13 protein-coding genes are annotated in these 11,134 nt (G+C 69.6%); 5 read left to right on the forward strand and 8 right to left on the reverse strand.

Features of this window, described 5'->3' with window-relative positions; genetic code table 11:
- Nucleotides 1-10 precede the first annotated feature (10 nt).
- From AMS65_RS04540 to AMS65_RS04555, 4 genes are read left to right on the forward strand one after another with little or no spacing between them, the layout of a single operon-like run.
- The gene (locus AMS65_RS04540) at nucleotides 11-709 is read left to right on the forward strand and encodes a biotin transporter BioY (RefSeq protein WP_075200846.1); all 699 of its coding nucleotides are present in this window, start codon (nucleotides 11-13) and stop codon (nucleotides 707-709) included.
- Nucleotides 710-766: 57 nt separating this feature from the next.
- Nucleotides 767-1,474, forward strand: coding sequence for an energy-coupling factor ABC transporter ATP-binding protein (locus AMS65_RS04545; protein ID WP_053382986.1), 708 nt, complete (start codon nucleotides 767-769; stop codon nucleotides 1,472-1,474).
- Nucleotides 1,471-2,085 (forward strand): energy-coupling factor transporter transmembrane component T family protein, encoded by a 615-nt coding sequence (locus AMS65_RS04550; protein ID WP_053382987.1) that lies wholly within the window; start codon nucleotides 1,471-1,473, stop codon nucleotides 2,083-2,085. The genes AMS65_RS04545 and AMS65_RS04550 overlap by 4 nt, the downstream gene beginning before the upstream one ends.
- Before the next feature lie 39 nt (nucleotides 2,086-2,124).
- Nucleotides 2,125-2,622 (forward strand): SseB family protein, encoded by a 498-nt coding sequence (locus AMS65_RS04555; RefSeq protein WP_053382988.1) that lies wholly within the window; start codon nucleotides 2,125-2,127, stop codon nucleotides 2,620-2,622.
- 95 nt (nucleotides 2,623-2,717) lie between these two features.
- Here AMS65_RS04555 and AMS65_RS04560 read toward each other — a convergent pair whose 3' ends face one another.
- The 7 genes from AMS65_RS04560 to pxpA form a co-directional block, all read right to left on the reverse strand.
- Nucleotides 2,718-3,290: an HdeD family acid-resistance protein gene (locus AMS65_RS04560; protein ID WP_053382989.1), complete on the reverse strand. Its 573-nt coding sequence runs from the start codon at nucleotides 3,288-3,290 to the stop codon at nucleotides 2,718-2,720.
- 112 nt (nucleotides 3,291-3,402) lie between these two features.
- On the reverse strand, nucleotides 3,403-3,597 hold the full coding sequence (locus tag AMS65_RS04565; protein ID WP_053382990.1) for a tautomerase family protein: 195 nt from the start codon (nucleotides 3,595-3,597) through the stop codon (nucleotides 3,403-3,405).
- A gap of 10 nt (nucleotides 3,598-3,607) precedes the next feature.
- Complete coding sequence (locus tag AMS65_RS04570; protein WP_053382991.1) at nucleotides 3,608-4,573, reverse strand: 5-oxoprolinase subunit C family protein; 966 nt, start codon at nucleotides 4,571-4,573, stop codon at nucleotides 3,608-3,610.
- A complete protein-coding gene (locus tag AMS65_RS04575; RefSeq protein ID WP_053382992.1) occupies nucleotides 4,563-5,456 on the reverse strand; it encodes a 5-oxoprolinase subunit B family protein in 894 nt (297 codons plus the stop codon). Before AMS65_RS04575 ends, AMS65_RS04570 begins: the two co-directional genes overlap by 11 nt.
- Entirely contained in the window at nucleotides 5,453-6,808 is a 1,356-nt protein-coding gene (locus tag AMS65_RS04580) for an acetyl-CoA carboxylase biotin carboxylase subunit (protein WP_053382993.1), read from the reverse strand. Before AMS65_RS04580 ends, AMS65_RS04575 begins: the two co-directional genes overlap by 4 nt.
- A gap of 47 nt (nucleotides 6,809-6,855) precedes the next feature.
- Nucleotides 6,856-7,092 (reverse strand): acetyl-CoA carboxylase, encoded by a 237-nt coding sequence (locus AMS65_RS04585; protein ID WP_053382994.1) that lies wholly within the window; start codon nucleotides 7,090-7,092, stop codon nucleotides 6,856-6,858.
- Nucleotides 7,093-7,179: 87 nt separating this feature from the next.
- Nucleotides 7,180-7,914: a 5-oxoprolinase subunit PxpA gene (pxpA, locus tag AMS65_RS04590; RefSeq protein ID WP_053382995.1), complete on the reverse strand. Its 735-nt coding sequence runs from the start codon at nucleotides 7,912-7,914 to the stop codon at nucleotides 7,180-7,182.
- 92 nt (nucleotides 7,915-8,006) lie between these two features.
- Between pxpA and AMS65_RS04595 the strand changes: the two genes are divergently transcribed.
- On the forward strand, nucleotides 8,007-9,473 hold the full coding sequence (locus AMS65_RS04595; RefSeq protein WP_053382996.1) for a helix-turn-helix domain-containing protein: 1,467 nt from the start codon (nucleotides 8,007-8,009) through the stop codon (nucleotides 9,471-9,473).
- Nucleotides 9,474-9,634: 161 nt separating this feature from the next.
- On the opposite strand, the gene AMS65_RS04600 is transcribed toward AMS65_RS04595, so the two are convergent.
- A complete protein-coding gene (locus tag AMS65_RS04600) occupies nucleotides 9,635-11,035 on the reverse strand; it encodes a purine-cytosine permease family protein (protein ID WP_053382997.1) in 1,401 nt (466 codons plus the stop codon).
- Nucleotides 11,036-11,134: the final 99 nt, after the last annotated feature.

An 11,134-nucleotide genomic window follows, 5' to 3' on the forward strand; every position in this document is an offset into this window, starting at 1 on the left:
CGGAGACACCATGTCGAACCCAGAGACCGCAGCCGAAGAGACCCCCGCGACCTCGGCCGCCACGCCGGCCCCGGCACCCGCAGCAGCACCCGCGGCCGCCACGGCACCCGCAGCCGGCGATCACGCAACACCGCGACCGAAGCGCGGCAACGCGGCGACGGATCTCGCCCTCATCGCCACCTTCGCCGCGTTCATCGCCGTGTGCGCGATCATCCCCGCGATCACGATCGCCGGCCCGGTGCCGTTCACGCTGCAGACCTTCGCGATCCTGCTGACGGGCGCCGTGCTCGGAGCCCGTCGCGGCTTCCTCGCCGCGCTGCTCTACCTCGCGATCGGCGCGATCGGACTGCCCGTCTTCGCCGGCGGATCGGCGGGCCTGGCGCCCTTCGCGGGCCCCACGGTCGGCTACCTCGTGTCGTTCCCGCTCGCCGCCGCCGCGACCGGCTTCATCGTGAGCCGGCTGCCGCGCCGCGGGGTCGCGCTGAGCACCCTGTTCATCTTCCTCGCCGCGCTCGCCGGCGTCGTCGTGAACCACGGACTCGGCATCCTCGGCCTCGTCTGGCGCGCCGATATGACGCTCGGCCAGGCGGCGCTCGTGGATGTCGTCTTCCTGCCCGGCGATGTCGTCAAGGCCCTGCTCGCCGCCATCATCGCGGCGGCGGTGCATCGCGCCTTCCCGGCGCTGCTCCCCCGCCGCCAGCGGGGCTGAGCGCCTCCCGGCCCGCAATCCCCGCCCCCCGTTCCGCCGACCCCGTAGGATCGCCGAGTGATCGAGTTCCAGCACGCAGCAGTCGCGGTGCCCGCGCAAGAGGGCACCGCGACGATCCTGCATCCGACCGCGCTCACGCTCGCGGAGCGCCGCGTCTCGATCATCGGGGCCAACGGCTCGGGCAAGTCGACGCTCGCCCGCCTCGTCAACGGCGTGGTCGAGCCGTCGGCGGGCAGCGTCGCGATCACCACTGATCGGGGCCGCCTCGACACGGTCGCGCACGGCGCCGCGGTGCGCCGCGAGGTGGGCTTCGTCTTCTCCAACCCCGACGCGCAGCTCATCATGCCGACCGCCGCCGAGGACGTCGCCCTGTCCCTGCGCCGCGCCCACCGCGACAAGCGCGAGCGGCGGCGGGCGGCGCTCGAGACCCTTGAGCGCTTCGGTCTCGAGGCGCTCGCCGAGCGCAGCGTGCACACGCTGTCGGGCGGCCAGAAGCAGCTGCTCGCGATCGCCTCGGTGCTCGCGACCGATCCCGCGATCCTCGTCGCCGACGAGCCCACCACCCTGCTCGACCTGCGCAACTCCCGCATGATCGGCGAGCTGCTGCTGTCGTTGCCGCAGCAGGTGGTGCTCGTCACCCACGACCTCGAGCTGGCGGCGCGGGCCGACCGCACGCTGGTGATCGACGCCGGGCGCGTGGTCTTCGACGGCGCACCGGGCGAGGCGGTGGCGCACTACCGGGCCCTGAGCGAGGCCCTCTCATGACCGCGGCCTCGCCGCTCGGCTCCTACCGGCCCGGGCGCGGCCCGCTGCACCGGCTGCGGCCGGGCGCCAAGCTGCTCGGGCTGTTCGGCTTCGCGATCATCGTGATGTGGACCTCGGGTGTGCTCGTCAGCGCGGTGTGGCTCGGGATCGCCGTCGCCCTCGCGATCCTCGCCGGCCTGCGCGGGCGAGATCTCTGGCGGGTGGGACGGCGCTTCGCGCTCGTCGCGATCCCGCTCTTCGCGTTTCAGGCCTGGCAGCACGGCTGGGAGCGCGGATTCGAGGTGGTCGGCGATCTGTTCGCGCTGATCCTCGCGGCGAGCGCCGTCACCGCCAGCACCGCCGTCGAGGACATGATCGACACCATCACCTGGGCGCTCGGCCCACTGCGCGGCCTGGGCGTCAAACCGGACCGCGTGGCCCTCTCGTTCTCGCTCGTGATCCGCGCGATCCCGAGCATTCTCGGGATCGCCTCCGAGACTCGCGAGGCCGCCCGCGCCCGGGGCCTCGAACGCGACCCGCGGGCACTGCTGGTGCCGTTCGTCGTGCGCACCGTGGCGCACGCGCACGCGACCGGCGAGGCGCTGGCCGCGCGCGGCATCGGCGAGGAGTGAGGGGTCGCCAGCCGCCGAGCGACCCGTAGGCTAGAGGGCATGGCTCGAGACGACGCATCGCAGACCCCCGAGACTCCTGACGCGCAGCCGAGCATCCCCGACGACGTGCACGCCGACTACGCGAACGAGCAGGTGCGCGAGGCGCTGCGGGCGCTGCAGCAGACGCCCGACTACCAGCACCTCGCGGCGTTCCTCGAGGCGCTGCGCGAGGGGTACCTGGTGGTCGACGTGACGGGCACCTCCTCGAAGCGGAAGGGCCCCCGCGTGCGCACGATCCGCTCGACGAAGGGCCAGCTCGTGCTGCCGATCTTCACCTCGATGGACGAGTTGCGCGCCATCGTTCCGGCCGACCGCCGCGACCAGCTCAAGGGCGCGGTGATGCCGGCGCGGGAGGCACTCGCGCTGATCAGCTCGGATCGCTTCGTGGCGGCGGAGTTCGACAAGGCCTCCGCGGCGCTCGTGGTGCTGCGCAAGTACGTCTCTCTCGCGGCGGGGGACGACCCCATCACCTCGGAGACGCTCGCAGCGCTGCGCTAGAACCGCCCGGCACGCGAACGGGGCCGGATCCTGCAGGATCCGGCCCCGTTCGCGATGCGCTCAGCGACCGCCGAACAGCGAGCCGCGTCCGGCGACTACTCCGCGCTCTTCAGCGTGAACGCGCGCACCACCTGCACCGCGCCCATCACGACCATCGCGATGCCGAGCAGCAGCCACAGGGTGACGACGCCGAGCAGCGGCGAGAACATGAGGCTGAGGCCGGCGATCACGCTGATCGCGCCGTAGAGGATCGTCCACACCTTGTTCTCGCTCTGATTCACCACGGTGAACGCCATGATGCCCTCGAACAACCACAGCACGCCGATGGTCACCGAGAGGAAGATCGCGAGCACCGCGGCGGTCGCGCCGAGGTTGACCATCATCACGACGCCGCCGATCACATAGAGCAGGCCGAGCAGGATGTGCCCGATACGAGCCCAGCCGCCGAGCGAGCGGCTGAAGATCGAGGATCCGATGTATACGACGCCGACGACGAGCGCGTATGCGGCCATCACCGCGGCCACGATCTGCATCGCCACGGCGCCCGACTTCGCGGGGAAGAACAGGATGAGCAAGCCGAGCACGACTGCGATGAGGCCACCGACACCGAGGGCGGTGCGCACGCCGTCGCCGGCGCGCTGCAGCAGATTGGTTTCGGAGGAAGCCATGAGAACTCCTTACAGAGAACGGGATCGCACCACGATTGCGGTGCATGATTTCATCATGGCCTATGCAGAGGCTTCGCACTATCCCGCACACCGATGGTTCCCGAATCGTGCCTCAGCGGGTATCTCCGTTGAAGGTCCACTGCTCGCGCGGCACTCCCTCCACGAGCACCCACGTGTCGGGCCGCTTCCCGTCGGCTCCGGTGCAGTGCTCGGCCACGAGCGCGTCGATCGCCACGGCGAGGCGCTGCGCGAGCGCGGGATCCTGCTGCAGGCGGTGCTCGAACATCTTGACGGTCACAAGCGGCATGTCGCGCCCCTCACGACCAGACCCGCGCGAGTCTCGCTCTGCGCTCCGCGCGCGCGGCGAGGGCCTGCCCCATCGTCACCGGCACGAACCGCACCCTGGTGCCCGGCGACATGCGCGCGAAGAGATCCATGTCGGCGCTGATCACCGTGCAGGCCTGAGCGTAGCCGCCGCCCGACACGGCGTCGTAGTGCAGCACGATCGGCTGCGTTCCGCCCGGCACCTGGATCGAACCGACGGGGTAGCCCGCGTCGGTGATGTTCGAGGGATCCTGCCCCGCGCCGAAGGGCTGGGGCTCGTCCTTCCACGCCACCCCCGGGCCGTCGAAGCGCAGGCCCATGCGGTCGGCCACGGGCGTGAGGGTCCACTCGGCCTCGGTCAGGTTGCGGAGCCCCTCCTCGGTGAGCTTGTGGTCGTAGAGCCCCAGCATGATGCGCACCTCGACCTGCCGCTCGTAGCTCGGCAGCAGATCGGCCGGAATGCGCTCGAGCCGCGGCAGGCTCTCGGGGAGCGCGGCGCCCACGGGCACGACGTCACCCGCGGCGAGCGCGCGCCCCTCGACGCCGCCGATGCGCCCGATCGGGTAGGTCGAGCGGGAGCCCAGCGCCACGGGCACGTCGATGCCGCCCGCGACCGCGATGAAGAACTTCGTGCCGCCCTTGATCACGCCGAACGACAGCTCATCGCCCGCACGCAGCTCGAGGCGCGCGTTTTGCTCGACCGGCTCGCCGTTGACGAGCACGTCGACGGGGGCTCCGGTCACTGCGACGACGGCGTCGGCGTCGGTGGTGAACTTGGGACCCATGTACGTGCACTCGAGCACGGCCTCGTCGGCGGTGTTGCCGACGAGGCGGTTCGCGAGCGCGGCCGCGTACTGGTCCATCGAGCCGCCCTGCGGGATGCCGAAGCGGTAGTAGCCGAAGCGGCCGCGATCCTGCACCGTGGTCGCGAGCCCGGGGGTGATGATCTCAAGCGACATCGAGAGCCTCCAGAAGTGAGCGGTTGTGCCCCTCGAGGTCGGCGAGCGCCTCGGAGAGCGAGAAGGTGACGGGGGCCTGCCTGTAGCGATAGGTGCCCGCCTCCACCTGCGCCTGGATCTCGCGGTACTCCGCCTCATCGACCGGGCGGTACTTCACGATGTCGCCGGCCTTGAAGAGCACGGAGAAGTCGGCGAAGTCGGCGAGCGTCTGCTCCGGATCGTAGATGGGAACCGGTGCGATGCCGAGCATCTGGTACCCGCCCGCGCCGCGCACCGAGTAGTGGGCGGTGAAGCAGCCGCCGTAGCCGACGGTGAGCGGCGGGGTGTCGGTGCGCGGGCTGAGGTACTTGGGCACCTCGAGCTGCTCCTCCCTCGGCGCGAGCTGGAAGAGGAACGGCAGGCCGGCGACGAACCCGACCATCGAGACGATCCAGGGACGCTCGTGGTGACGGCGGATGAACTCCTGCGCGTCGGCGAGCCCGTTGACCGCCGCGGCGTAGTCGAGGTCGGTGCCGCTCGGATCCTGGTGGTAGCCCTCGCGGAAGCGTTCTCCGGTCTCGCGGGTGTAGGGGTCGTCGTACCAGACCGGCACCTCGATGATGCGGGTCTCGAGCACGCCGCCGGCGACCCGGCGCACCTCGACCTCGAGTTCGCGCACCACGCGCTCGAGCTCGGTGTGCGCCAGCTCGTCGGGATCGAAGCGGATCAGCAGCGAGGCGTTCGCCGGGCAGATGTCGACGATGCCCGGCAGCTCGCGCTGCTCGAGACCCACCGCGATCGAGTTCGAGACGAAGTTCGCCTCGAGCGACATGTCGGGGGCGATCTCCACGACCAGGAACTCGTCGCCGCCCCAGGTGTAGCGCGCGTGCTCAGGCAGAGTCATGATGCTTCTCCCAACAGGCCGGGTACCGATTCGATGTAGGTCGTGTAGTGCTGCGCGGCGGCGAAGTCGTCGAGCGCGACCAGGCGGCGCATGAGGGGAACGGTGCTCTTGATGCCGACGATCTCCGCCTCCCCGAGCGCACGGGCCGCGCGGGCGAGCGCCCGCTCGCGGTCGGTATCCCACACGATCAGCTTGCCGAGCAGCGAGTCGTAGAAGGGCATGACCGTCTGGCCGGCCGAGAAGCCGAAGTCGGCGCGCACGCCGGGGCCGCCCGAGAGTTCGAGCGCCTCGATCAGGCCGGGGCTCGGCATGAAGTTGTTGTCGGGATCCTCGGCGTTGATGCGGAACTCGAACGCGTGCCCCTCGAAGTCGATGTCCTGCTGCGTGTAGCCGAGCTTCTCGCCGCCGGCGATGCGCAGTTGCTCGCGCACGAGGTCGATGCCGGTGATGGCCTCGCTGATGGGGTGCTCCACCTGCAGGCGGGTGTTCATCTCGATGAACGCGATCTCCTGGAGCTGAGGATCGTAGAGGAACTCGACGGTGCCCGCGCCCACGTACCCCGACTGCCTGGCGAGTTCGACCGAGGTGTCGCGCATGCGCTGGCGCAGCTCGTCGGGCAGGCCGGGAGCGGGGGCCTCCTCGATGACCTTCTGCTGGCGGCGCTGCATCGAGCAGTCGCGGTCGCCGAGGTGCACCCAGCTCTCGCCGTCGCCGAACACCTGCACCTCGACGTGGCGGGCGCGGGTGACGAAGCGCTCGAAGTAGACCTCGTTGGAGTTGAACGCGGCGAGCGCCTCGGCCTGCGCCACCTCGACGGTGCTGCGCACCTCCTCGCGCGAGTTGATGCGGCGGATGCCTCGACCGCCGCCGCCCGCCGAGGCCTTCACCACGAGCGGATAGCCGATGCCGTCGGCGATGGCCTCGATGTCGCTCTCGACGTCGAGCGCGCCCTCGGTACCCGCGAGCACGGGCACGCCGGCGTCGATCGCCGCGCGGCGGGCGCGCGACTTGTCGCCCATCAGCACGATCGTGTCGGGATCGGGGCCGACCCAGGTGAGCCCCGCGGTGATGACCTTGCGGGCGAAATCGGCGTTCTCGGAGAGGAAGCCGTAGCCCGGGTGGATCGCGTCGGCCCCGGTCTCGGCGGCGGCCGAGAGGACGGCGTCGTGGTTGAGGTAGCTCAGGCCCGCGGGAGCCGGTCCGATGACCACCGATTCATCGGCGAGGCGTTCGGCGTTCGAGCCGCGGTCGGCCTCGCTCACCACCGCAACGGTGGCGATGCCCATGTCGCGGGCGGCCCGGATGATCCGGACCGCGATCTCGCCGCGGTTGGCGATCAGCAATTTCTTCAAAGTGGCGCTCCTTCGAGCCTGGAAGTGACGGGGATCGGTGCTGGGGACTACTCGATGATGGCGATCACGTCGCCGGGACCGACCATGCCGAGGTCCTCGGCCTCGAACGACGCGATGACACCCGCGGCCTCGCTGCGCACCTCCGTGAACTGCTTCATGATCTCGATGACGCCGATGGTCTGGCCCGCCTCGACGGTGTCGCCGGCCTCGACGAACGGGGGCTTATCGGGTGCGGGGCGGCGGTAGAAGATACCCGGGATGGGCGCGATGACCTGTGAACTCATGTGCTCTTGTTCTCCGATGGTGGGGCTGAGTGGGTGGGGATGAGTGGGGTGGGATTGAGTGGGATGGTGCGTGAAGCGGTGGACCGGCTATGCGTCGACGACCGCGCGCACGGCGGCGGCGACCTCGGCCGCGTTCGGGGTGTCGGAGTGCACGCAGATGCTGCCGAACTCGATGGGCAGCTCGGTGCCGTCCACCGAGAGCACGGTGCCCTCCTCGATGGCGCGGCGGGCGCGCTCCGCTGCCCGCCGCGGATCGGTGGCGTGGGGCTGGCGCAGAATGATGAGGCCGCCCTCGGCGTTGTAGTCGAGATCCACGTAGAGCTCGCCCACGAATTCGACGCCCTCGCGCTCGGCGACGCGCTGGTGCGCCGTGCCCGCGATGCCGAAGAGGGGCACCCCGTAGTCGCCGGCGACGCGCACGGCGCCGAGCATCAGGTCCTCGTCGCGGGCGAGCATGCCGTAGAGCGAGCCGTGCGGCTTGATGTGGTTGAGCGGCAGGCGGTGCTTCGCGAGGAAGCCGCTGAGCGCACCGACCTGGTAGCGGATGATGTCCTCGACCTCCTGCGGGGTCAGCTTCATCTCGCGGCGCCCGAACCCGACGAGGTCGGGCAGACCGGGGTGGGCGCCGACGCGCACGCCGTTCCGCTGCGCGAGCGCGACGGTGGTCTCCATGGCACCGGGGTCGCCGGCGTGGAAGCCGCAGGCGACGTTGGCGACGTCGATGATCTCCATGAGCGCCGGGTCGTTGCCGAAGGCATGCAGGCCGAAGGCCTCGCCCATATCGGAGTTGACTGAGATCGCATCACCACGTTGTGCTGTCATGGCCTCAAAGCTACGCGCTGCGTCGATCCAGCGTTATTATGCAAACGCAAGAATATTTCTCCTTGCATTGTGCACATGCGAAAGAGGTTCCGATGCGCGTGACCGATCTGCTCACCGAGCACTCGCTGCAGCTGCGCCTCGAAACGCCCTCGAGCTTGAAGCGTCTCGGCTGCGAGATCGCCCGCTGCGCACCCGCCGAGCATCTCGACCCGACCCCGTATCTCGAGCCCAACGTGCTCGTGCTGACCTCGGGCATCGGCATGAACTTCACCGAGCCCAGCATCTGGGACGGCTACGTCGAGCGCCTCACCCGCGTGCCGGTCTCGGCGCTCGCCTTCGCCGTCGGAGTCGCCCACCGCGAACTGCCGAAGGGACTCATCGAAGCGTGCATCCGCCACGACGTGCCGCTGCTCGAGGTGCCCACCACCGTGCCGCTGTTCAAGATCAACCAGCACGTCGAGTACATGCTGCAGGCCGAGCGCATCGCGCTCACCGACCGGGGCTGGCGCCTCGCCGACGAGTGCGCCCGGCTCGCCAACCAGGGGGCCGAGATCTCGACGCTGCTCGCCGCCATCCACGCCGTGCTCGAGCTGCCGATCGCCGTCTACGACGCGTTCGACTCGATCATCGCGCAGTACCCGGCCACGGCCACCTGGCGCACCGGCGCGGCCCGCACCTCCCAGCCGGACGTGTTCAACATGACGCTGCCCATGGGCCTGCGCAACTCCTGCCAGCTGGCCGTGCGCCTGCACCGGTCCTCCGACGAGCTCGAGACGCTGCTGACCCCGGCCACCTCGATCCTCGCCCTGCAGCTCAACCGGTCGATCACGGTCGACGCGAGCAGCCACCAGGACATGCTGCGATTCGTCAACCGCTGCGTCTCGTGGTCGGAGGCGACCCGCAACGACGTCGCCGGCGCGTTCCACGAGCTCGGCCTCGGCCGCGGCGCCGAGACCTCGCTGCTCGTCGCCGACCTCAGCGGCGAGCACGCGGCGGCGGCCTGGCAGCTGCGTCTGGCCCTGCACGACGCGTTCCACGACGTGCGCATCGCCGAGATCGACGAGCGCCTCATCGCGCTGATGCAGTTCCCCCGCGACACGGCCGCCGACGCCGCGGCGCAACTGCTGGGCGTGCGCGCCGACCTGCCCCTCGTCTTCCGGGAGCCTACGCGCACCATCGACGAGCTGCGCATCTCCCTCGTGCACGCCCTCGATCTGGTGCGCCACACCGAGGCGCCGGTCATCGCACCGGCCCTCGGTCTGAGCGCCGTCGTCGCGGCCGCCGCGGGCAGAGGCGCCCGGGAGTCGGCGCACCGCTTCCTCGCACCGCTCATCGAGCACGACGAGCAGCGCAGCACCGAACTGCTCCCCACGCTGCGCGCCTGGCTGCGCAATGACGCGCAGCCGTCGCGCACCTGCGAGGAGCTCTTCATCCACCGGAACTCGCTCAGCTACCGGCTGCGTCGGATCGAGCAGATCCTCGGCCTCTCCCTCGAAACCCTCGACGGCAAGGCGACGTGCCTCATGGCCCTCCGGTTGGTCGAACTCGAGCCGTACTGATGACGCACGGCGCGGGCGAGCGCAGCGAATCGGCGCGAGGATCGATCCTCGATTTCGACTCGCTGCGCTCGCTCAATCAGCGGACAGGATCGCCGCGCTCGCTCAGTCAGCGGGGTATCCGCTGCGCTCGCTCAATCGGCGGAGGGGACGCTCTCCCAGCGCTACTGCGCCGACCCGACCACCTTGATGAGACCGGTGCGGCTCGTCGGGTGCGTCTTCCACAGGATCGCGTAGATGACACCCGCGGAGAGCGCGGTGAGGATCGGTCCCCAGGTGGCGCCGATGCCCGCGAGATCCGGGTTGATCGAAGCGAGCTGCAGCATCAGGATGCCGATCACGGTGGCGATGATCCAGGCGATGAGGCCGTTGCTGTTGAACGCCCGGTAGTGCTTGTCGTCGATCGCGGCGTGCTCCTGGTTGCGACCCCGGTCGAGCAGCACGTGGGTGAGCGCGATGGCCACCCAGGCCGTCACGAGCACGCCCTGCCAGGCGAGCGCCAGCAAGATGTACTGCACGATCGGGAGCAGCATCAGCAGGAAGATGATCAGCGACGAGACCAGCACCCACACGATGTTCGGCATGCGCAGCCGCAGCACGCGCTCGCCGAACGACTTCAGGTTGGCCGCGCCGAGGTAGTAGTTCGCCGTGTTGATGCGGGTCTGCGATGCGATGATCACGATGAGTCCGAAGACGCCCATGAGCGAGACGAGGCCGCCGGCGAGACCGGTCTCGGAGGCCTCGATGCCGGGGATGGTGAAGGTGAGGAAGATGCCCACGAGTGCCGCGAAGCCGTACGCGAGCACGTAGAAGAGCCAGCCGAAGGTGAAGCGCTGGTGGAACTTCGTGTCCTTGCGCTTGCCGAGCGCCGCGTAGTCCATCGTGAACATCATCAGGATCCACACGCCCATGTAGCCGGCGAAGGTGGCGAGCCAGCCGGGACCGCCCTGCACGAAGGGCAGCGGCACCTCGGGGGCGTGGGTCAGCCAGGCATCGCCGAAGCCGTAGACGACACCGGCCCAGATCACGGCTGCGACCAGGCCGAAGAAGTAGAGCGGCATGAGCCAGCCGTTGAGCTTGTCCATGAATCGACGGGCGCCGCCGAGGATGAGCGGGGTGGAGTAGATCACCACGATCAGGCTCCACATCCACATCTCGCCGCCGAACGCCGCCATGAAGGCGTAGGCCACGATCGAGCCCTCGAACACCGCGTAGTAGATGGCGACGAGGGCGAAGATGATCGTGGCGATCGACGAGCCCGCGGTGCCGAGAATGGTGCGCGAGAACTGCGCGACCGTGGTGCGGTTGTTGATCGCGTACTTCGAGAGCACCGAGTTGATGATGCCGTAGCAGATGATGGTCAGCACGATGCCGATGATGGCGTTGACCGTGCCGTACGCGACGGCCATCGCCGCGCCGATGTAGACGAAGAAGAACGCGCTGGCGACTCCGTACCAGGCCATCGCGAGCGAGCCGCGACCCATCTGGTCTTCATCCTGCCCTTGGCGGGCGAGTGCGTCGGTCGCTTCGACGTCGTCGTTGCTCCCAGTGAGATTGAGACTCACGATTCATACCTCCATTGGTATTCGAAGGCTGCTCAGCGGTTCGAGCGCGCGGCGATGCACGGGTTCGAGCGCGGCAGTCGAGGGGAATTCGCGTCGGCT

The organism is Leucobacter celer subsp. astrifaciens (assembly GCF_001273835.1).
Classification (GTDB): Bacteria; Actinomycetota; Actinomycetes; order Actinomycetales; family Microbacteriaceae; genus Leucobacter; species Leucobacter celer.

Excerpts from the sequence above, each read along its gene's own strand:
- AMS65_RS04540 (WP_075200846.1), top strand. The coding sequence starts at position 11 with ATGTCGAACCCAGAGACCGCAGCCGAAGAGACCCCCGCGACCTCGGCC.
- AMS65_RS04550 (WP_053382987.1), top strand. The coding sequence starts at position 1,471 with ATGACCGCGGCCTCGCCGCTCGGCTCCTACCGGCCCGGGCGCGGCCCG.
- AMS65_RS04555 (WP_053382988.1), top strand. The coding sequence starts at position 2,125 with ATGGCTCGAGACGACGCATCGCAGACCCCCGAGACTCCTGACGCGCAG.
- AMS65_RS04560 (WP_053382989.1), bottom strand. The coding sequence starts at position 3,290 with ATGGCTTCCTCCGAAACCAATCTGCTGCAGCGCGCCGGCGACGGCGTG.
- AMS65_RS04565 (WP_053382990.1), bottom strand. The coding sequence starts at position 3,597 with ATGCCGCTTGTGACCGTCAAGATGTTCGAGCACCGCCTGCAGCAGGAT.
- AMS65_RS04570 (WP_053382991.1), bottom strand. The coding sequence starts at position 4,573 with ATGTCGCTTGAGATCATCACCCCCGGGCTCGCGACCACGGTGCAGGAT.
- AMS65_RS04575 (WP_053382992.1), bottom strand. The coding sequence starts at position 5,456 with ATGACTCTGCCTGAGCACGCGCGCTACACCTGGGGCGGCGACGAGTTC.
- AMS65_RS04585 (WP_053382994.1), bottom strand. The coding sequence starts at position 7,092 with ATGAGTTCACAGGTCATCGCGCCCATCCCGGGTATCTTCTACCGCCGC.
- pxpA (WP_053382995.1), bottom strand. The coding sequence starts at position 7,914 with ATGACAGCACAACGTGGTGATGCGATCTCAGTCAACTCCGATATGGGC.
- AMS65_RS04595 (WP_053382996.1), top strand. The coding sequence starts at position 8,007 with ATGCGCGTGACCGATCTGCTCACCGAGCACTCGCTGCAGCTGCGCCTC.